Below are 18198 nucleotides of genomic sequence, written 5' to 3'. Positions count from 1 at the left end.
AGGGGGGGTATAGCGTAGGCTAAGCGACCTCTTTGCGACATTGGAACTAGGCAAGTACAGTATCGCCGGGGTTTTCGCTGATCGGGACATGGTGACAAATGGCCGATCCCGGTTTCCTATGGCGGCGGAATAACATAATGTCCGGCCTACCAAGGACACGCATAAGAGGACCCATGTCGCGTTTTGATGGATATTTCCTGCGGCAATTGCTGATTCTGTTCGGCTTTTTCACCCTGGTTCTGGTCGGTGTGTTCTGGATCACCCGATCCGTTAGCCTGTTTGACCGGGTCATCAGTGGCGGACAGTCCGCCATGGTGTTTCTGGAATTCTCGGCATTGACCCTGCCGACGCTGATCCGCACGGTAATGCCGATGGCGGTGTTCGCCGCCGCTGTCTATGCCACCAACCGCCTGAGCCGCGAAAGCGAGATGACAGTGATGTTGGCCACCGGGTCCAGTCCGTGGCGGCTGGCACGCGCTGTATTCCTGTTCGGGTTGATATCCGGGTTGATGATGGCTGTGATAAGTGTCTTTTTGCGCCCTGCCTCCGTTGAACAACTGGAGCAACGCCAAGCCGAAGTGGCGGGGGACGTCACGGCCCAATTGCTGAATGAGGGCGAATTTCTGCACCCGGCCCGAGGTGTTACGGTTTATATCGGCGAGATTGATCTGGACGGTACGCTGTCCGAGGTATTCGTGTCGGACGGGAGGGATCAGCAGAATCCGGTCAGCTATTCATCGAAAACGGCTTATCTGGTCAGTAATGAAACCGGCATTCACCTGGTGATGTTGGACGGAATTGCATTGCGACTGAACAAGCAAGATAGAACCTTATCTTCGACGCTGTTCGAAGACGCCTCATACGACATTTCTGCGTTGACGAATTCGGATGTCACTGCTGAACGGAGCCTCGAAGCTATTCCGACAATCGAGCTTTTGCGGGATCGTGACGCCATTAGCGCCACAGAAGGCTTTACCGCAGGAGAGTTGGTCGACGAGTTGCATCAGCGCTTTTCTTGGGTTGCTATTTGCGTCGCGGTGGCTCTGGCCGGGTATGCCACGCTTATGCTGGGCAGTTTTTCGCGATTTGGTCTGTGGCCGCAGATCCTGGGAGCGTTTTCAATTCTGGTTGTGCTTGAAGGGGTGCGGGGCTTTGTGTCGCCTGTCGTAATCGCTGAGCCGAAGCTGTGGTTTTTGTTGTATCTACCAGCGGCTATCGGCATCGCAGTTGCAGGACTGTTCTTGTTGTTCGCCGGGCGGCCGCTAATGCGCAAGCGCGACAAAGGTGCGACGGGCGCGATGTCATCGGCCTAGGGCGCGCGCAAGTCGGTCAGGCAGGTTAGGATGTCGTCACTGATTGTGCCGTCGCTGCGCGTTACCAAATACAACGGCAGCAGCAGATCCATGGCCCCGGCTACAGGGGTCAACTGACCGCGGAACAGGTGATCTCTGATGACGTATTCCGGGAAATACCCTGTCCCGCCGCGCCGAAGGACATAGCGCAGAGCCATCAGGCAATTGCCCAGAAATACTGTTTGTCCCGCTGCTTGCCGCGCAGCCGAGCGTACGTGGTCCTGATAGACCTCGCCCAATTCCAGATTGACGAAAACCGCATCGCCCGTGTTCGGGGTTTCGACCAGCAATAATCGCTCGGGGTTCAACTCGTGTGACTGTACGCGGGGGTCGTTGGGCGCTTCGTGGGTCAGCGCGGCGTCTAGAACATGGGTGGCAACTGCATCGACCATGTTCAGATCGTGATCATAGTTCAACGTAAGCAGAAGTTGCCCAAGGCGTTGTTCAAACTGAACTGCCAGATCGACCAGCAGCGGGTCCCAGATGCTCAGCTGTGCGCCAAGGCGCAGGGCTACTCGGTTCTGAGTTTGCGCGGGCAGATCGCGCGCGGCAAAGGACCAAAGCGAAAGCATCTGCTCGGCATAAGGCCGGAATTGTCGCCCAAACTCGGTCAAGCTGGTTCCCCCCGCGCCACGGGTGAACAGCGCTTTTCCGGTTTCCTCTTCGATCAACCGAACGCGGGCGCTGACGGCGGTCTGGGTCACGTTCAGCTTGCGGGCGGCGGCATGAAAGCCTCCGGTCTCGGCCACGCATAGAAAGGTCTCGATTGCTTTGAGTTGCATGATGAAAGTATTTTTTCATCGGATTGATAAAATCAATTCATTTTTTTGAGCGCCTGAGTTGCGCTAATCTGCCCCCTGCAGATCAGCCAAAGGACCGCGCCATGCTGGACAAAAGCCACAAACCCACCTGGACCAGTTTCGAAGAGGCCACCAAGGCCGATTGGGACGCCGTTATGGAATATGAAGAAGCATATAACGCCGCCTTGCCCGACCGTATTCTCGACGCAATCCGGTCGCTGGACGAGGACTGGACGCCTTACCCGGTAAACCGCTACCAGCATAGCCTGCAAGCTGCGACGCGCGCTTACGAGGACGGCGCGGACGAGGAAATCGTGGTCGCCGCGCTGATCCACGACACTGGCGATATCCTTTCGCCCTATAACCATGGTGAGCTGTCAGCGGCGATGATGAAGCCCTATGTCAGTGAAAAGACCTATTGGATTTTGAAACATCATTGCGTGTTTCAGGGCTATTACTACAACCACCACCTTGGCGGGGACCGCAACGCCCGCGACAAGTATCGCGACAGCCCCTATTGGGAGGACTGCCGCTATTTCTGCCATGAATACGATCAAAAAGCGTTCGACCCGGGTTACCCGACCAAACCGCTGGAGTTCTTCGAGCCCATGTTGCGCCGTGTTTTGAACAAGGGCGAGGGGCATATGGAACTGAATGAAACCTCTGAGGGTTAACAGGCGGCCATCAAGCGATAGACGATCTGTGCTGCGGTAAAGTCCCAGGCGGCATTGCCGTCGGGGGCCAGTTCGACCACGTCGAAGCCCACACATTTGCGACCCTTCAGAGTGTGCTCGACCAGGCGCAATGCTTGATAATAGCCCAACCCACCGGGAACCGGAGTGCCGGTGGCGGGCATTTGTGACGGGTCCAGTCCGTCTACGTCAAAACTGACATAGACCAGTTCGGGGAAATCCTCGGGCAGGTCGACGGCGTGGATATTGCCGGTGACCAATTCCTCGGCATCCACGTGGAAGATGCGGTTTTTCAGACGGCTTTGCGACTCTTCGGTCGAAAAGGCACGGACGCCGAACTGTGCCAGTCGAATGCCTTCTTCGGCCAGCAGATGCATAACCGAAGCGTGGGAGTGTTTTTCCCCCTGATAGGCGTTGCGCAGATCGGCATGTGCGTCGATCTGCACAATGCCAATCGGTTGACCCAAAGCACGGGCTACACCCATTACGGCACCGTAGCTGAGCGAGTGCTCGCCACCTAAAGTCACCGGCACTTTGCCCGCGCGGATGGCGGCCTCGGTGCGCTGGGCAAGACGTTCCATTATCTCGGACAACGATGCATCGCAGTCAACGGGTTCTTCGGTGAAAATCCCTTCGACACAGGGTTCGGCGTGACCGGTGATGCGTTCCAGCTCATTGCTGGCCTCAATGATAGCCTCGGGGCCCTTGGCGGTGCCGGACCCGTAAGAAACGGTGCGTTCCAGCGGTACGGGGATCACGCGGAATCGAGCGTCCTCGGTGCGCTCAGATGCGGTTAATTCACTGTCGAGGAAAATGCTCATGAGAGTCGGTCCTTAAAGTCGTCATAGCCGAACTGTTTGATGATCTTCAGTTCGTCCGTTTCGCTGTTCCACAGGGCGATGGTGGGCAGGGGCACGCCGTTGAACGTGTTGGTCTTGACCATCGAGTAATGCGCTTGATCAAGGAAGGCAAAGCGTTGGCCGATTTCCAGCGGCCTGTCCCACATGTAGTCGCCGATCACATCACCCGCCAGACAGGACGGCCCGCCCAGACGGTAGGTATGACCCGCGTCGGCCTCGTCCATCAGGGCGGGGCGATAGGGAGCTTCAATCACGTCGGGCATGTGGCATGTGGCCGAGATATCGGTGATGGCCAGGTCCATGCCATTGGTCGGCAGGTCGAGAATTTCTCCGACCAAAATGCCCGCATCCAGCGCGATCGCCTCGCCGGGTTCGAGGTAGACGTCGATGCCGTAGGTTTCACTGATGTACTTGATAAAAGCCACCAGCCCCTCGCGGTCATAATCGTCGCGGGTAATGTGATGGCCACCGCCGAAGTTCAGCCATTTGACCTGCTCGATATAAGGCGCAATTTTAGGCTCCACCGCGGCCCATGTGCGTTGCAAGGGCTCGAACCCCTGTTCGCAGAGCGTGTGCATGTGCAAACCATCGACACCGCTCAGGGCCTCGGCGCTCAATTGGCTGACCGGGGTGCCCAAACGTGAACAGGGCGCACAGGGGTCGTATTTTGGAACCTCACCTTCGGAATGTTCGGGATTGATGCGCAGCCCGACCTGCACCATTGCGGCCCGTGCTTTGGACAAGAACCGATCCTTTTGCGCTGGGCTATTAAAGATGATGTGGTCGGACAGCGAAAGGATTTCGTCGATATCCGTATCTTTGTATCCGGCACAGAAGGTCGCGACCTCGCCGCCATATTCTTCGCGGCCCAGACGGGCCTCGTAAATGCCGCTGGCGCAGGTACCGCCGAGGTGCTGGCGGACCAGCGGGGCCAGCGAAAACATAGAAAACGCCTTGAGCGCGCTAAGCACATGCGCGCCGGATTGGGTGCCGATATCGGAGAGGATGGTCAGGTTTCGCTCGACCGCTTTTTCATCGACCACGAAGCAGGGGGTCGGTACGCGGCTGAGGTCAAAATTGCGGAAGGTTCCGGCGTCTCCGGCTTGGGTCGTCATCATTTCGGACATGTCCGGCGTCTCCGTTGAGTGTAGAGATCGGGGGCTTTGCCCCCGGACCCCCAAGGTATTTGTAGCCAGATGAAGCTATGCGGGTCAGAACTCGACCGGGCCGTCCAGTTCATGGACTTGCCACGGCAGGCCGTGCTCGTTCAACATGTCCATGAAGTTATCCGGGTCGAGCTGTTCCATGTTCCATACTCCTGGTTCGACCCAGTTGCCTTTGATCACCTGCGCCGCGCCGATCATGGCAGGGACGCCGGTGGTGTAGCTGACGGCCTGGCTGCCTACCTCGGCATAACATTCTTCGTGGTCGCAGATGTTGTAGATGTAATAGGTCTTCTCGCCCGAGCCGTCCTTGGCCTGACCCGTGGCGATGTCGCCGATGCAGGCCTTGCCCTTGGTTTCTGCACCCAGATCGCCGGGATCGGGCAGCAGGGTTTTCAGGAACTGGATCGGAATGATTTCCTTGCCGTCATGCATCACCGGGTCGATGCGGGTCATGCCCACGTTCTGCAGTACGGTCGCGTGCTTGATGTAAGCATCGCCGAAGGTCATCCAGAAGCGGGCGCGTTCGATCTCGGGGAAGTGGGTCGAGAGCGATTCCAGTTCCTCGTGATACATCTGGTACATGTTTTTCCGCCCGATGGCGGGGAAATCGTATTCGACCTTGTTGGTCAGCGCCGGGCTATGGTGCCACTCGCCGTTTTCCCAATGGCGCACTTCGGCCAGCACTTCGCGCAGGTTGATTTCGGGGTTGAAGTTGGTGGCGAACTCCTGCTCGTTCGAGCCGCCATTGGCGTCCAACACGTCGATCTGGCGGATGGTGTCCAACTTGTGTTTCTTCAACCATTTAGCGAAGACGCTGGTCACACCCGGATCGAAGCCCGAGCCGAGGATGGCGGTCAGGCCGGCCTCTTTGAACCGTTCTTGATAGGCCCACTGCCAGTGGTATTCGAACTTGGCTTCATCCTCGGGTTCATAGTTCGCAGTGTCGAGGTAGTGGATGCCAGCTTCAAGGCAGGCGTCCATCAGTACCAGATCCTGATAGGGCAGGGCGAGGTTCACGAGGATCTCGGCGCCAGTTTCCTTGATCAGCTTGACCGTATCTTCAACCTTATAGGCGTCCAGTTCGGCTGTCGCGATATCAACACCCACGCGCTCTTTCACCGCTTTAGCGATGGCGTCGCATTTCGATTTGGTCCGGCTGGCCAGAGTGATTTCGGTGAAGATATCCGAATTCATCGCCATCTTGTGCACGGCGGCGTGGGATACGCCGCCCGCGCCGACAACCAGTGTTTTGCCACTCAAAGTTCCCATGGGGGTAATCTCCTCTCTGGGGTTATTCGTAATAGGTAAAGCTACAAGCTAACGAATTAATTCCGAACGCAATTTCCAGTCCACCACAAGCTAGGGGCGAGGAAGGGGCGACCAGCGGAGCAGGGGCTAGTGCTGTGTCGGACGGTTGTCTTGCTCTGGTCGTTTGCCACCCAGCCAGTTGAGGTCTTTGTCCAATATAGGCACACCTCTTTCCACGCAAGACTTGATCATCTCGCCGACCTTGGTGGAGCTAATTCCACGGCCACGCTTCTTAAGCTCTTGCGCCATTTGCTCGTGGGTGCACGGCACAGAGAGCTCCAGCCGTATTTCGTACACGAGTTGCGAGAACTCCTTAAGAGCAGCCAACGGGTATTCGCCGTGTACAGCCCGCCAAACAGACGACCTTGGCGCCGACACTCTTTGTCTACCCACTGGTAAGGGCTGGGGCTGGGGTTGAGGTTTCGGTTCTTCCTGCTTCGGCTTGTCGCGTTCGTGCCAATAGCTCAAATACCGGAGTGCTTCCTTGGCTCTGCGCAGCGCCTCTTTCTGAAGGTCTTCCGAACCTTCGACACCAATCGTCTTTTCCAGCACCTCCAGTTGGTAGAACACCTCCAGCGCCGGACCTTCGAAACAGTTCTTGTTGTAAAGTACCACAGTGCTTCCTCCCTTTCGACCCGTCCAGGATACCCCGGAAGTAAAACCCCAAATAGCCCAGTCCCGAAAAAGATATACGGAACAGTAAGTTACGAAACTGGACGTAAGGTTACGAAACTGGACGAAAGATACCGAAGGCGTGTTTACTTAGTCTCCGAACTCCACGTCCTTCGGCAGCGCCAGCACGAACTTGTGTTCGGCCTTCCCTGCGGCGTTGTACATCTCTAGGTCGTAGACCCATTGCGGCATCTCGGGGTCTAACATGCACTGGTCGTAGACCGACCGCTTCGAGACCTTAAACTCGACGTTGCCCATCTTAACGAACACGTCGCCTCGTCTGCTGTAAAGGTAGTCGGCGAACGCCTTGTTGGTTGTGGCGTACTGTAGTGCGTGTCCGGCTCGTTCTTCGTCTTCCGAGGCCCAGGTCTCTATGTATCTTATAGTCGGCATCTTCGTCTCCTTATTCGCAAGCCAGCGGCGACAGTTCGTCGGAAAGGTCGCCACCAACAACAGTTACAGCCCCAACCAGCATCCGGCGTTCGGCATCGAATACTTCCAAAACCACTCCGGTGTACTCCGAGGTGTCCAACACTTCCTTGTCTAGGATAGTCGAGCGCAAATACATCCGGCGGGTCTCGCCCGGTTCGATGCCGCCACTAACAGAGTTGTAGGCATCGTCTTCTTCCCAAGGCACCGAACGGTTGGGGTCTTGAATAGTGTACTCCACTCCGGCACCCGAAATGGCCCACGGCAGGTTGTTGGTTACATCTGCGTACACAGTGTGGTCCCAACCAATGTGGAAGTTCCGGCTCCCAACAATCTCCTTGCTCTCGACGTAGACGGTCGCTGTAACCTTCTCGGCCAAGCAGGCACGCAGTTCTGCTCGCTTCTCTTCCGAATGTTCTTCGGCTTGCACCGAGGTGGCCAGAACCAGTGCGGCCAGTGTCGTTGCTACGGTCTTGTACATCTGTTACTCCTGTATCTCTGTATGCTGTACCTTGTATATACATCGAGATAGGGGTGCAGACTTAGGAAGTAAACCCCCATCCTAAAAAAGATATAATGTTTCCAGAGGCTTGCGAGTTAAGTAAAGCCCCAGTTACCCCGGCTCGGAGCTACCGCAACGGCGAGAGAGCCTTTCCCCAGTTTTATTGGACTAGGGGAGGCCTGGAACTCCACGAATAGTGGAACTTTTACAACTGGAGGGTTAAGTTACCCGACGCCGTGAAGTGTAGCCTTGCTCCATGCTGCGGGCGAACTCGCCAGACCCGGTTTGCATCTGCCGCGAGAATTCGTTGCGGGTCGCGTTTACGGCCATCCGCACAATAAGCTCGGTCTCTTGTTCGGAAACCGTGCGCTGGTCTATTTGGACAGCGGGTCCAGCTTGGTTAATAACATTCACAGTCGTAAGCGAATTGCCCGTCGAAACCGGACCAGCCGCACCACCGCCACCAGCTACAGCATTCGCACCGACGCCCAAGGCTCCAGCACCCACGCCAGCCGCAGTCGCGCCGGGTAGAGAAGCACCAGCAGCCCCAAGGCCACCAAGTAGACTTCCGCCGAAAGAGAACCCTCCGAAGGCAGACTGGAAGGCGCGCAAAATCGCCATCTTGGCAATGATTTTGGCAATGTCGCGCACGATGTTCTTTGCGAATTCCTCGAAGTCTTTCTCGCCCTTGGCAACCATGTCGAGGAACCCATCGATCGAACCAATCAAGGTCTGGTCGATATCCGTCGCAGCAGTGTCGGTTAGAGACTTAATTGCGTCCTCGGTCTTCGCAAGGCTTTCGGCTGCACCACCGCCACCCGCAAGGCTTTCGCTAAAGTCGTCCACCGTGTCGGACCCGGTCGAGAAGCTGTCCCATAGTTCCCGTGCCACACTGGCGACGTTTTGCATCGAAGAGTTTACCAGCGCAGTTGCGTTGGCCTGTCGCGCCGCACTTTCCGCAGCCCGGTCGTGGGCCGCAGTCGCCGCATCGCCCATCACCGTCACCGCTTCGATAGGTTCGACCGTCAGCAACGGAATTTGGTTAAGCCCAGAAATGATCTGGTTAACAAGGTCCACCGCAATATTGGCAACAGTAGACAAGGCGTCGGACGTAGACTGCACAATAGATGCCATCAGCCCGTCCCACCAAGCTTCGATGCTTGTGGTAACGTACAAGAAACTGTCGCTAACCAACTCGAGCCCAGCATTGATTAGTCTAGTGACAATTTCCCACTTGTCGGCCAGAGCACCCACGGCAATTATCATCCCGGTCACCGCCGCAATTACCGGGTGTCGGGCGATCATCTGGAATAGCAGCAGGATCTGTTTTCGCAAGGCAACGAGTGTAACAGTCGCCAGAATTATCATCGCGTTGTCGAGGCCAATTACAGCGTCGGTCCAGTCTAGCACCGCTCGGGCTGTGTTAACGATGTTGGGAATAAACGTACCAGACAGGAAGTTGGTAACAGCGTTTACCGTCGCAAGAATTTCCTCCTGGACTTGGTTTAAGGTCTCGCCTTCTTCGGCCAGACGTTGCCAAGACGAAACCAACAAACCACCGACCGTGATCGCCGTACCTGCGACTGCGCCCCAAACCCCTAGCATCGAAATTGCTTGTCCGCCCTGAATGGCGAAGGCTTGAATCTTGTCGCCACCGAAACTGACCATCGTGGCAAAGTCGGCGATCTGGAAACCTGCGTTTCGGAGGCCAGAGGTAAAGGCCCCAGTAGATCGAGCTGCCTTGGTCGAAGCTCCTGTAAGTTTCGTATATTCGCGCACCGCTTGGGCCGCATCTACCGTGATCTGAATCAGACGGGAGAAATCTGCCATAGTCTTCCCTCACTTACCAGCGAACTGCACACGGACGTAGAAGCCACGCGAAGCTCGGTTGTTGCGAATAGAGTTAACTGCCTTCGACACGAAACCCTTGGTGCGGGACCGACGAGATCGGTTCTGCCCAATAGACAACCGCACGGTGATCTGCGGCACATATCTGGGTTTCTTAATTCCGCCTTCGCTTGTCGAAAGGTCTTCCACTCTTGCCTTCTTGCCGTTGTTCTTGGCCACGAGGGAATTGACCACGGCTGCGTATTGTCGGTTCTTACCAATAGGCGAATAGACCAACACGTCGCCCAACTGCATCACACCGGACGAAGCGATGTTGTTGCCGGACGGACCGTAAGACGTCCACTTCCAGTCGTCCATCAGAGAACCAGAACGCTTGTTGGTGGTTGTTTTAATTGCACGGCGCAGGGCAACTTCCACCGCTCGCATAACCTGCCGCACTCCGCCTTCTTGGCCACCATAGCGCATGTCTATAACGCGCTGGGCGTCGTTAAACAGCTTACCAGCAGAACGGTCCACAATTACTTCGGACAGTTCCCGACCAGCTGCCTCCACCTTGGCGTTTTCGGTGGCCGCTGTGTACTGTAGTGCGTATTCGATTTGGTCTAAGGTCCAGTCTTCCAGCGGACCCAACCACACCTCTTCGGTTACGACCTTGCCAAGACCAACTTGGTTACGGACGCGGACTGGTTGGGGTCTGGGAGGGATGCGGGGTTTAGAACGTGGGGCCATTTATTGCACTCCCCCGTACCTGCGGGTGATGGCTTGCATCGCTACGGGCAGAGGGACGTGCAGTGTCTGGGCGAAGTGTCCAGCGTTAGCCAACAAAGCATCCAGAGCTTGCTCCTGGGTCCAGTCGTGTTCTTGCTGGAATTCCTCGAGCGCAAACGTAACTGCCCTGTCCAAGAGCCGTTCGACGTACCAGTCTTGGTCGTCGCTTTCCAGAATAACTTGTGGCCAGTCTTCGAGTTCCATGCGGGCAAGTATACCCCCACAGCAATACAAAATATATACTTTGTATATACAAACCAGTATCGTTTGCATGCACAAGTGTCGGCCAAGAGTGCCAATTCGTCTAACGGAGCACTAACATGCAAAATCCCTTCGCAGCACAGACTGCACCTCCCGCAACAAGTCCACGCGGACCTTCGTTCGCAATCAAGTCCGGAGACACCGTCCACGAAGGTCGGGCTGTTAACGGTTCTTGGGTTAAAGCGACAATCCACGCCTTCGTCGGCGAGTTCGCCAAAGCCAGTTCTGAAATATTCCACAAAGAGTTCGACAAGATCGAAGCCCGGCAAGACGACTTCGACCGCAGACTAGACCATCTGGAAACAGAATTGGGGGTGGCGTCGGTTAAAGACGTCGGCAGCTTTCGCTCTACCAGAACTGGTACACAAGATGCCCTTAGATAGTTCTGGCGGCAAAGACCCCTTCGAACCCGACCCCGACAAACTGGAAGTCGAACAGATCGCTCGGCTGCGCAAAGTCGCCCAAGCCGAACTGGAACGCTTGCGGAAGGAGCAAGATGATGAATAAGCCACTGGCAAACGCACTGGTACAAGATGCCAAGCTGCACAACCCGAAGCTGGAAAAGGTTGCCAGCACTGCACTCCAGCAGAAAGCCTACGAAGTCGCCTATGCCAAGGCCGAGGCCGAGTTGGAAAACTCGCTGGAAGTCGAACGCGCACTGCCAACCATCGAAGCTAGACTGGACGCACTTGAACGCAAAGGCACCGATGTAAACGTCAAAGCCACACTGGCACCGCCAGCCCAACCCAAAAAGCAGCCCAACAAGGTCGCACCCAGTCGGGTACTGGCGCTGGCAACCGTGGCCGAGGCTCGCAGGTACAGCAAGCAGGTAGAACACAAAACCACACTGCACGAATACTTCCCCGGAGACGACAACCGGAATATTCGCAAGTCCGCGGAGAAACTGCTGAAGTCCGCCACCACAGTCGGCGCTACCGTCGCAGCTGGTTGGGCCGCAGAACTGGTTGAGTCAGACATTGGCGAGTGGATAGCTCCGCTTTCCGAACGCAGCATTTGGGGCCAGCTTATGGACCGTGGGGTCGCTATCCCAATGGGGCCGAACCAGTCGCTTACAATGCCTATGCGCGGGGCAACTGGCAAAGGGTCGCTGCGTCCGGCATTCGTCGGCGAAGGCGCAACCATTCCGGTGAAGGAAGACATTCTTGGGTCGCTTATGCTGTCCCGCCACAAAATGGCTGTTATCTCGGTCGTTTCCAACGAGCTTATCCAGGTATCCAATCCGTCGGTGCTGGACGTTATCGAAAACGACATACTGGACGATATGGGCGAAGGCGTAGACGAACGCCTGCTAAACCCGGCCAACGCAGCAGTCACAGGTATCGCTCCGGCCAGCCCGTGGAATGGTGCACCGAACCAAGCCAGCGCAGGAACCGACATTGCCAACATTGTCGCAGACCTTACATATCTGGTCGCTACCGCAGCAACAATCCGTCCGCGTCGTCCGGTCCTCGTTATGGACAACGCAAGGGTTCAGCGTCTGCGTATGCTCTACGACCCGGCCAATGGTGCGTTTCCGTTCCGCGACGAGGTGGAAGCCGGAAGCATTATGGGACTGCCAATCCTGTCGGCCAGCCACGTGCCAACCGATACGATTTACATTATCGACCTCGCGGACTTCGCATATTGGGCAGAAGGTCCGATTATCGACGTCTCGCAGTCGGCAACAATCGTTATGGCGGACGACGACGGAGTGGCCCCCACAATGGCCGACACCGGGGCAATTAACGACACTGGCGGGTCCGTCCACGTTTCCGACGCAGCACGCGAAGGGGCAGCAGTCCGGTCAATGCTGCAAACCTACAGCACTGCGCTTCGTATGGTCCACCCGGTGACTTGGGGAACCATGAGAACCGGGACCGCAGCATACGTGACCGGGGTCGCGTGGTAACAGGAGGAACCGATGCAGATATCCGTTACAGAACACGCAACCCAAATCTCCGTCTACATCAACGGTGCTATAGACCACGTAGAAAACTACGAACAGGTCGGCAAGACGCTGCAAAAGGCCGGAGTGAAACCCGACAATCCGGTTAACTGGATGAACCAGCGAGGCGTCACCGACAGGTTGATGGCCTCGCAGTTCTTGCCAACGACACCCGTAAAGAAAGGGAAAGCCAATGGTTCCGCTACGAAATAAATTCGGCGTTCTACAAGGCCCGACCATCGACGAAACCCGGTTTGATATCACCCGGACAATTTCGTCGGACTTCGTACAAGGTGGACGGTCGCAGTCTGCCCACGGTAAAGCGTCAGACGCTGACTGGTTCCCCGAATACTGGAAACCGAGCGAGGTGACACCATGAGCGACGACAACTCCAACTGGGGCATCCAGACCACGACCGGAGGCCACAAAGGGCTGGCCTGTCGGTACGATGCAGGCGTCCTGGCCACAGACTTTTCGAAGCATTCTACACCCAAGGTGCCGGAAGACGTCTGGGCCAAGGCCGAAGAACGCAGGAAACGGAAAGCCAAGCTGGCGGGAGGCACAAATGTCTAACGGTATTCTAGCTCGCAACGCACTGTTTAAGGCCGTGTCGAAGAGCGAATTTGACGGACTGCCAAGGTCGGCGAAACGCAAACTGTGGAACGCAGCCTGTAAGACTGTCGGGTTTAAGGTGGTGTACACCGACAAGCGCAAATCTGCGCCCAAGCCGAAACCCAAAGTACAACCGAAAAGACGCAGCAAACAGAGCCTTGTCCGTTGGGCCAACCAAGTCGCTGCGGAGGTGCGGGAAAAGGAACAGCACGAAGCCGAACAACGGCACTTCGACCGTTTCCCCCACGCCTACACCGGGTCGCGTTGGTAACGAGTTCTCCGGTTTGGAAATCGAATTACGTGATTGGTTCGGTTTCCTCCCGCTCGGTCTGATTCAGCATCTTCCGAGCATCCCGGCCGACTGATTGGGTCATATCAGCCCTCCTCCAGTCGGTCTCTCCGCTGCCAGTGGGGGTCGGGTCCTTATAAGTAAGACCCTTGCTGGCAGCACTCAACACAGGAGGCCAGGATGAACTCTGACGCACAAAACCGCACCAAGAAATTAGTCGAGGCCACCGACAATAGAGAAACCAACTCTCTGTACAGGTCGCTAGACACCGCGACACTAAAACTCCGGTTGCAGGACGCCGAAGAAGACGGTTTCCAAGCAGTGGCAGGCAAACTGCGCCACGAACTTCTAAAGCGAGAACACGCCGCCCAAACAGAATAACCACAAGGATGTCCCTCATGCCACAACTCTCGCCACAACACCAAGAACTACAGGACCGTCTGGTCTGCGCTGCCAAGAACCACTGGGGGTGTAAAGTGCCTCTGGGCCTTCTGGCGACCGCACAGCTACAAGTAAAATCGCTTAACTTGAACGTGCGCATCGTCCCTGTGGCAGAGGAAGTGCCGGAAGTCTAAGCTGCCCTGGAATGTCCGCCACGATGCTTTACCAGAGACCGGGCCAAGTCTCGGTCTTCGGCCATCTCACGCAACTTCCGCTTGATATCTTCGGCGTCTGGAAGGCACTCCGCCCACACATCTAGATATCCGTTACGAACTGCGACCACAGCGTCCCTGCGGGCATCTCCGTCGCCCATCATATCGACGCCAGCCAAGTCCTTGGCCACACGGTACAACACGGCTGCAGCGAGGTTCTGGACGGCGAAGAAGGGCAGGTCTTCCTTGTCTACGGGTGCGAGCGGAGCTTTCTGTTCGGCCTTAGTCAGCATCCTGATCGGCCTCCTTGTCTGCGGGTTTGCGGATGCGTTTAGGAGGACGGGATCGGACTTCGCAGGACATATGGCACCTCATTTGTGTTAGAGATGCGTCGAAACGATAGCTCGGAGCAGTCCCAAACAAAATACGCAAGAATTCTTGTGTTAAATGTTGCGATCCATACATCTGGACACGAAAATGGACCGGGAATTAAGAGCGTTGGCTTAGGGGCACGCCAGGTCCCACGGTAGATAAGCAGTTGCACACCCCCCCGAAGGCGACCTCCCAGTGGAAAATGTTGTGCAAGGGGTGTAGGGGTATAGTGTACGTATATACGTCGTATATTATTTTACTATTGCCAATGGACCACACCACCATACCCCACTGGGTACCAGTACCAGAACAACGCAGCAGTACAGGACTGGGGTGGGTGGACCCACTCCCTGTATTGTCCAGTTTCTTAGGAGGAAATCGAAGCCCCACTCCCCCCTGTCCAGGCTTCCAGTACTACCGGCAAAGTTTCGGGCAGCGCGTAAAGGGATAGGGATAGTAAACGCCCATATCCACTGTTTTCGTGGAAAGTAACGTCCCTTTCCCTCTCTCTCTTTTCCTTTCCTCTAAGTCTCTTGGAGAGTACTGGAATACTGGAAAGAAGAGAGAAGAAGAGAAAGCCTCGTGTTATTAGATAGTTAGCACTCCAGTAACTCTACACTGGTGCCAGTACTCCAGCACTCCAGTACACAGTCCAATGGTTCGTCGTCCAGTATTCGGTTACTGGCACTCGGTTACTGGAGAATTCTACTTCTCCCGACCACCTTGCAGCGACAGTGGTTCGCCGGGTTTCCACACCTTACCGCCAATCCTCGCATGGGCGTCGGTCGTAAGTCGAATTACACGACTTGCTACATCGGTGCCGGATAATTCTTCGAACTTCGACTGGTCCATCTTGCCCCAGAGCTTAAACGAGACGGTCTTTGTCTCGCCATCCACCTTTACATCTACCGCAAACCGCCCCTTGGCGTGGTCTTTGTGTAGGTTCGAATAGCCACTGGCCGACAGCCAGTCTAACACTCGCATAAGTGGGTTGCCCTTAAACTGTAGATGTTCTTCTTTTCGCTTCTGCCGGACCCATTTAACGAGGTCGGCTTGGTCGAACAGGAATTCGTCGTTTACGTCCGACAGAGCGTCTTCCATAAGGTCGTCGAACTCGTCCTGCATGCGCCCTTTAATTTCTTCCCGCAGGTTGGAATACGGCGCGACCCGAATAATATCCTGCTCCGCACCTTCGTCCGTACCGAGCAGGTCCAGCATCTCTGCCGCTCGACGTTCGGCCAGACCCAGCAGAGCTTCGCGGCCACCCAGCTTGTAGAACCAAGACCAAAGGTCCAGGAACAGTTTGTCGTCGGGAACAGTCTCGGTAACGGTTGGCACGAAGTAACGTCGATCTGCCGTTTCGATGTAGATGCCGGACTTGTGGTTGGACGAGAAACCCCAGAACGCATGGTTGTCGGCCACAGTGTTGTTCTTGTTCTTTTCCGAGATAGGAATGCGGGGTTGTGTAATGTGCGTCTTTAGCTTGTTACCCAGCAAGAAAGCCTGTTGGCCTCCCTCGCTCGCTTCTTCGATGTAGATAAATCGTTTGCCCCGTGCCCAGTCGGTCCATTTGTCTGTAACTTCGTGGGCCTTAATTTCGGTCGAAGCATCGGGGTGCAGCAGACCTTCGATAAGCAGGAACAGCGTGGACTTGCCCACACCCTGCTTGGTCGAAATAAGCAGAGGCGACCACAGGAACCCTCGGTCGTCGGTTCGGTTGCCCACGACCATACAGAACCAGTTAAAGAGAATTTGCCTCTCCCGTTCGTCTGGCACGAGGTGGCTTAGGTATTGCCGGAACGGTTTAAAGAACTCCTCCGGCTGCTCCGACGCCTCGAATGGCGGTTGCTTGTAGATGTTAACCAGCGGCACACCGTTCTTGTCGAACAGTTCGCCAAACGCCTTGGCTGGGCTTACCCCGTAGTCGAACGCACGCAGACAGTGCAGCGAGTTGGCAACCTCGTTAAACGAATTCTTGCCGGGGAAACCGGGTTGGGCGTGGTTGGCTTGCATCTGCTTGGACGACAGTTCGGCATCTGGCGTCGATAGTCGTCTTTCCACGATGGTGTCGCGGTTCTTGAGGTAGACCATCTTGGCTGCGAACTGTGGGCGCATGTGGAAGTGGTTTGTAATTCCGCCGCGCGGTCCAACTTCCTGCGTAACGCGATAGGGTGGCGAAACGAACCGGAACGCACGTTCGAAGTCCTGCCACCGAATACCGCGTACACCGTCGGCAATGTCCCACTTGTCTGGGAGCTGCTTAAACAGTTCCGGGCGCGAAACGTACAGGCCACTGGCCACTGTACCAAGCCTCGCAATAAGGTCTGCGGCATAGTCTAACCCGGCTTTGTCGTTGTCGCGGGAAATCCAGACCTCTTTACCACGAACCGCCGACAGGTCTGCTTCGTACACAGCCTTGGCCCCGCCCATCGTAGAGACGTGCACGAATTGTCGGTACCAGAGGTGCCACGGGTGTTGCAGGTCTTGCAGGATATCGTGGGCTGCTTCGACTGCTTTCTCGCCTTCGTGGAACATAACTTTGGCCAGTGGGCGAGTGCGCAACTGCTCCTGGTTATAGAGTGGGCGTCGTTTGTCGCCTTGTGCGTCGGGACGCCAGCCAGCTTTCCACTGCGGTCTGCCTCCCCCTTCGAGGTGGCCCCAGAAATACGGAATTACAGACTTCTTTAGTTCGCCATCTTGGCCGAGACGTTCGAAGCGCAACACGACAGCAACCAATTCGCCACGAAGGTCTTTGTAACGGTAGACGTGTTTGCAAGCCTTTACTTGGGCCGCATCGGGCAACCCAGCTTTGGCCGGGACCACAGGCAGACGAACGAAGGTGTTGGGGTCTTTGGCAGCTTTGGTCGCCCAGCTATAGACAATTTCCTCGGCCTCTAACTCTCGACAAATGTCTTCGGTCTTACACCCGGCGGACGAGTTACAATAGACGTGTACAGACTGGGGTTCGTCGCCCCGGCGCACCACAAGGTTCGGGTTGTTCTGGTCGTCGTGTGCGGGACAGTAGGTGAGGGTCTGGTATTTGGAACCAGAGGCGACTTCGGCTATTGCCGCCGCGCGATGTTCTTCTGGGGACATCTACTTGCCCCCCAGCTTTTCGGTTAGCGCCTTTACAGAGGTGTTAAGCAAGTCGACCATCTCGGCGACGTTCTGGGTGTTCTCTGCGAGGGTGCTAAGGTGGCAGGAGATGTCGTCTAGTTTCTGTACAACATCGTCTAGGTCGGCAGTTCGGTATTGGTGCGGGATATGCTCGGACATTTACACATGCTCCGGCTTGGCGATCTTCTTCGCGAGGGAAATAAGTAGATTGGCGGCACGGTTACGGAGCGACGGACGACTAGAACTGGGCTTTGCTTTGCCCAGCTTCGGTCCCCCTTTCGGTCGGTCCAGCAATTCTTGTGCGGCTGGGTAATAGGTGGCCTCGTGGTGGAGTTCCGGAATACCGCACCCAATGTGCCACTCGTCGCGGCCAGCGTTCTTGTGGAAATCCAGCACGTCGCCATCCGGATACAGGTCGGCTTGTACAGTGCCTTCCGGGTAGTGGTAGCGGCATTCGCCGTACACAGTGCCGTTGGGCAGCGTCTTGTGCCAGAGGACTTCGTAGTCGTTGCTAAGCATCTTTCTCTCCCTCGTAAGCCGAAAAGTCTATTTCTTTTCGGGGGTTTACTTCGTTTAAGTGGAGGGGTAGAAAGAGAGTGTTAGCTTTACTTT

Annotated in this window: 24 protein-coding genes; 10 read left to right on the top strand and 14 right to left on the bottom strand. The window is 56.1% G+C overall.

What is annotated here, in order from left to right:
* The first annotated feature begins 173 nt into the window (after positions 1-173).
* A complete protein-coding gene (gene lptF / locus ACR0DT_RS12890) occupies positions 174-1313 on the top strand; it encodes an LPS export ABC transporter permease LptF (RefSeq protein WP_480711143.1) in 1140 nt (379 codons plus the stop codon).
* Here the strand turns inward: lptF and ACR0DT_RS12885 are convergent.
* A complete protein-coding gene (locus ACR0DT_RS12885; protein WP_480711142.1) occupies positions 1310-2134 on the bottom strand; it encodes a LysR family transcriptional regulator in 825 nt (274 codons plus the stop codon). The two genes, lptF and ACR0DT_RS12885, sit on opposite strands and share 4 nt — an antisense overlap.
* A gap of 101 nt (positions 2135-2235) precedes the next feature.
* On the opposite strand from ACR0DT_RS12885, the gene ACR0DT_RS12880 reads away from it, so the two are divergent.
* The gene (locus ACR0DT_RS12880) at positions 2236-2826 is read left to right on the top strand and encodes an HD domain-containing protein (protein WP_480711141.1); all 591 of its coding nucleotides are present in this window, start codon (positions 2236-2238) and stop codon (positions 2824-2826) included.
* On the opposite strand, the gene speB is transcribed toward ACR0DT_RS12880, so the two are convergent.
* The 9 genes from speB to ACR0DT_RS12835 all read right to left on the bottom strand — a co-directional run bounded on the left by speB (position 2823) and on the right by ACR0DT_RS12835 (position 10601).
* Positions 2823-3665: an agmatinase gene (gene speB, locus ACR0DT_RS12875; RefSeq protein WP_480711140.1), complete on the bottom strand. Its 843-nt coding sequence runs from the start codon at positions 3663-3665 to the stop codon at positions 2823-2825. The genes ACR0DT_RS12880 and speB overlap by 4 nt on opposite strands.
* The gene (nspC, locus tag ACR0DT_RS12870; RefSeq protein ID WP_480711139.1) at positions 3662-4831 is read right to left on the bottom strand and encodes a carboxynorspermidine decarboxylase; all 1170 of its coding nucleotides are present in this window, start codon (positions 4829-4831) and stop codon (positions 3662-3664) included. The genes speB and nspC overlap by 4 nt, the downstream gene beginning before the upstream one ends.
* Before the next feature lie 84 nt (positions 4832-4915).
* Positions 4916-6139: a saccharopine dehydrogenase family protein gene (locus ACR0DT_RS12865; protein WP_480711138.1), complete on the bottom strand. Its 1224-nt coding sequence runs from the start codon at positions 6137-6139 to the stop codon at positions 4916-4918.
* A gap of 126 nt (positions 6140-6265) precedes the next feature.
* A complete protein-coding gene (locus ACR0DT_RS12860; RefSeq protein WP_480711137.1) occupies positions 6266-6793 on the bottom strand; it encodes a hypothetical protein in 528 nt (175 codons plus the stop codon).
* A 147-nt stretch (positions 6794-6940) separates the two neighbouring features.
* On the bottom strand, positions 6941-7243 hold the full coding sequence (locus tag ACR0DT_RS12855) for a hypothetical protein (RefSeq protein WP_480711136.1): 303 nt from the start codon (positions 7241-7243) through the stop codon (positions 6941-6943).
* A 10-nt stretch (positions 7244-7253) separates the two neighbouring features.
* Positions 7254-7760 carry a hypothetical protein gene (locus ACR0DT_RS12850; protein ID WP_480711135.1) on the bottom strand — a complete coding sequence of 169 codons (507 nt, stop codon included), beginning with the start codon at positions 7758-7760 and terminating at the stop codon, positions 7254-7256.
* A gap of 240 nt (positions 7761-8000) precedes the next feature.
* Complete coding sequence (locus ACR0DT_RS12845) at positions 8001-9611, bottom strand: phage tail tape measure C-terminal domain-containing protein (protein WP_480711134.1); 1611 nt, start codon at positions 9609-9611, stop codon at positions 8001-8003.
* Positions 9612-9620: 9 nt separating this feature from the next.
* Positions 9621-10358, bottom strand: coding sequence for a hypothetical protein (locus tag ACR0DT_RS12840; RefSeq protein ID WP_480711133.1), 738 nt, complete (start codon positions 10356-10358; stop codon positions 9621-9623).
* A complete protein-coding gene (locus tag ACR0DT_RS12835; RefSeq protein ID WP_480711132.1) occupies positions 10359-10601 on the bottom strand; it encodes a hypothetical protein in 243 nt (80 codons plus the stop codon).
* A gap of 116 nt (positions 10602-10717) precedes the next feature.
* Between ACR0DT_RS12835 and ACR0DT_RS12830 the strand changes: the two genes are divergently transcribed.
* The 8 genes from ACR0DT_RS12830 (at position 10718) to ACR0DT_RS12795 (ending at position 14079) form a co-directional block, all read left to right on the top strand.
* Entirely contained in the window at positions 10718-11041 is a 324-nt protein-coding gene (locus tag ACR0DT_RS12830) for a hypothetical protein (RefSeq protein ID WP_480711131.1), read from the top strand.
* Positions 11028-11165, top strand: coding sequence for a hypothetical protein (locus tag ACR0DT_RS12825; RefSeq protein ID WP_480711130.1), 138 nt, complete (start codon positions 11028-11030; stop codon positions 11163-11165). The genes ACR0DT_RS12830 and ACR0DT_RS12825 overlap by 14 nt, the downstream gene beginning before the upstream one ends.
* Complete coding sequence (locus ACR0DT_RS12820) at positions 11158-12567, top strand: phage major capsid protein (protein ID WP_480711129.1); 1410 nt, start codon at positions 11158-11160, stop codon at positions 12565-12567. The genes ACR0DT_RS12825 and ACR0DT_RS12820 overlap by 8 nt, the downstream gene beginning before the upstream one ends.
* 12 nt (positions 12568-12579) lie before the next feature.
* A complete protein-coding gene (locus ACR0DT_RS12815) occupies positions 12580-12816 on the top strand; it encodes a hypothetical protein (RefSeq protein WP_480711128.1) in 237 nt (78 codons plus the stop codon).
* Positions 12817-12978: 162 nt separating this feature from the next.
* Positions 12979-13176: a hypothetical protein gene (locus tag ACR0DT_RS12810; protein WP_480711127.1), complete on the top strand. Its 198-nt coding sequence runs from the start codon at positions 12979-12981 to the stop codon at positions 13174-13176.
* A complete protein-coding gene (locus ACR0DT_RS12805) occupies positions 13169-13486 on the top strand; it encodes a hypothetical protein (protein ID WP_480711126.1) in 318 nt (105 codons plus the stop codon). Before ACR0DT_RS12810 ends, ACR0DT_RS12805 begins: the two co-directional genes overlap by 8 nt.
* Before the next feature lie 198 nt (positions 13487-13684).
* Positions 13685-13885 carry a hypothetical protein gene (locus ACR0DT_RS12800; protein WP_480711125.1) on the top strand — a complete coding sequence of 67 codons (201 nt, stop codon included), beginning with the start codon at positions 13685-13687 and terminating at the stop codon, positions 13883-13885.
* A gap of 17 nt (positions 13886-13902) precedes the next feature.
* Positions 13903-14079, top strand: coding sequence for a hypothetical protein (locus tag ACR0DT_RS12795; RefSeq protein ID WP_480711124.1), 177 nt, complete (start codon positions 13903-13905; stop codon positions 14077-14079).
* On the opposite strand, the gene ACR0DT_RS12790 is transcribed toward ACR0DT_RS12795, so the two are convergent.
* The 4 genes from ACR0DT_RS12790 to ACR0DT_RS12775 all read right to left on the bottom strand — a co-directional run bounded on the left by ACR0DT_RS12790 (position 14076) and on the right by ACR0DT_RS12775 (position 18105).
* Positions 14076-14390 (bottom strand): hypothetical protein, encoded by a 315-nt coding sequence (locus tag ACR0DT_RS12790; RefSeq protein ID WP_480711123.1) that lies wholly within the window; start codon positions 14388-14390, stop codon positions 14076-14078. The two genes, ACR0DT_RS12795 and ACR0DT_RS12790, sit on opposite strands and share 4 nt — an antisense overlap.
* Before the next feature lie 784 nt (positions 14391-15174).
* A complete protein-coding gene (locus ACR0DT_RS12785; protein WP_480711122.1) occupies positions 15175-17565 on the bottom strand; it encodes a primase-helicase family protein in 2391 nt (796 codons plus the stop codon).
* A complete protein-coding gene (locus tag ACR0DT_RS12780) occupies positions 17566-17745 on the bottom strand; it encodes a hypothetical protein (RefSeq protein ID WP_480711121.1) in 180 nt (59 codons plus the stop codon).
* Positions 17746-18105: a hypothetical protein gene (locus ACR0DT_RS12775; RefSeq protein ID WP_480711120.1), complete on the bottom strand. Its 360-nt coding sequence runs from the start codon at positions 18103-18105 to the stop codon at positions 17746-17748.
* Positions 18106-18198: the final 93 nt, after the last annotated feature.

Source organism: Ruegeria sp. BI11, assembly GCF_056538005.1.
Note: the sequence above shows the minus strand (reverse complement) of the source record. Positions and strands in the feature narration are given on the sequence as shown.

Excerpts from the sequence above, each read along its gene's own strand:
- lptF (WP_480711143.1), top strand. The coding sequence starts at position 174 with ATGTCGCGTTTTGATGGATATTTCCTGCGGCAATTGCTGATTCTGTTC.
- ACR0DT_RS12885 (WP_480711142.1), bottom strand. The coding sequence starts at position 2,134 with ATGCAACTCAAAGCAATCGAGACCTTTCTATGCGTGGCCGAGACCGGA.
- ACR0DT_RS12880 (WP_480711141.1), top strand. The coding sequence starts at position 2,236 with ATGCTGGACAAAAGCCACAAACCCACCTGGACCAGTTTCGAAGAGGCC.
- speB (WP_480711140.1), bottom strand. The coding sequence starts at position 3,665 with ATGAGCATTTTCCTCGACAGTGAATTAACCGCATCTGAGCGCACCGAG.
- nspC (WP_480711139.1), bottom strand. The coding sequence starts at position 4,831 with ATGTCCGAAATGATGACGACCCAAGCCGGAGACGCCGGAACCTTCCGC.
- ACR0DT_RS12865 (WP_480711138.1), bottom strand. The coding sequence starts at position 6,139 with ATGGGAACTTTGAGTGGCAAAACACTGGTTGTCGGCGCGGGCGGCGTA.
- ACR0DT_RS12855 (WP_480711136.1), bottom strand. The coding sequence starts at position 7,243 with ATGCCGACTATAAGATACATAGAGACCTGGGCCTCGGAAGACGAAGAA.
- ACR0DT_RS12850 (WP_480711135.1), bottom strand. The coding sequence starts at position 7,760 with ATGTACAAGACCGTAGCAACGACACTGGCCGCACTGGTTCTGGCCACC.
- ACR0DT_RS12845 (WP_480711134.1), bottom strand. The coding sequence starts at position 9,611 with ATGGCAGATTTCTCCCGTCTGATTCAGATCACGGTAGATGCGGCCCAA.
- ACR0DT_RS12840 (WP_480711133.1), bottom strand. The coding sequence starts at position 10,358 with ATGGCCCCACGTTCTAAACCCCGCATCCCTCCCAGACCCCAACCAGTC.
- ACR0DT_RS12835 (WP_480711132.1), bottom strand. The coding sequence starts at position 10,601 with ATGGAACTCGAAGACTGGCCACAAGTTATTCTGGAAAGCGACGACCAA.
- ACR0DT_RS12830 (WP_480711131.1), top strand. The coding sequence starts at position 10,718 with ATGCAAAATCCCTTCGCAGCACAGACTGCACCTCCCGCAACAAGTCCA.
- ACR0DT_RS12825 (WP_480711130.1), top strand. The coding sequence starts at position 11,028 with ATGCCCTTAGATAGTTCTGGCGGCAAAGACCCCTTCGAACCCGACCCC.
- ACR0DT_RS12820 (WP_480711129.1), top strand. The coding sequence starts at position 11,158 with ATGAATAAGCCACTGGCAAACGCACTGGTACAAGATGCCAAGCTGCAC.
- ACR0DT_RS12815 (WP_480711128.1), top strand. The coding sequence starts at position 12,580 with ATGCAGATATCCGTTACAGAACACGCAACCCAAATCTCCGTCTACATC.
- ACR0DT_RS12810 (WP_480711127.1), top strand. The coding sequence starts at position 12,979 with ATGAGCGACGACAACTCCAACTGGGGCATCCAGACCACGACCGGAGGC.
- ACR0DT_RS12805 (WP_480711126.1), top strand. The coding sequence starts at position 13,169 with ATGTCTAACGGTATTCTAGCTCGCAACGCACTGTTTAAGGCCGTGTCG.
- ACR0DT_RS12800 (WP_480711125.1), top strand. The coding sequence starts at position 13,685 with ATGAACTCTGACGCACAAAACCGCACCAAGAAATTAGTCGAGGCCACC.
- ACR0DT_RS12795 (WP_480711124.1), top strand. The coding sequence starts at position 13,903 with ATGCCACAACTCTCGCCACAACACCAAGAACTACAGGACCGTCTGGTC.
- ACR0DT_RS12790 (WP_480711123.1), bottom strand. The coding sequence starts at position 14,390 with ATGCTGACTAAGGCCGAACAGAAAGCTCCGCTCGCACCCGTAGACAAG.
- ACR0DT_RS12785 (WP_480711122.1), bottom strand. The coding sequence starts at position 17,565 with ATGTCCCCAGAAGAACATCGCGCGGCGGCAATAGCCGAAGTCGCCTCT.
- ACR0DT_RS12780 (WP_480711121.1), bottom strand. The coding sequence starts at position 17,745 with ATGTCCGAGCATATCCCGCACCAATACCGAACTGCCGACCTAGACGAT.
- ACR0DT_RS12775 (WP_480711120.1), bottom strand. The coding sequence starts at position 18,105 with ATGCTTAGCAACGACTACGAAGTCCTCTGGCACAAGACGCTGCCCAAC.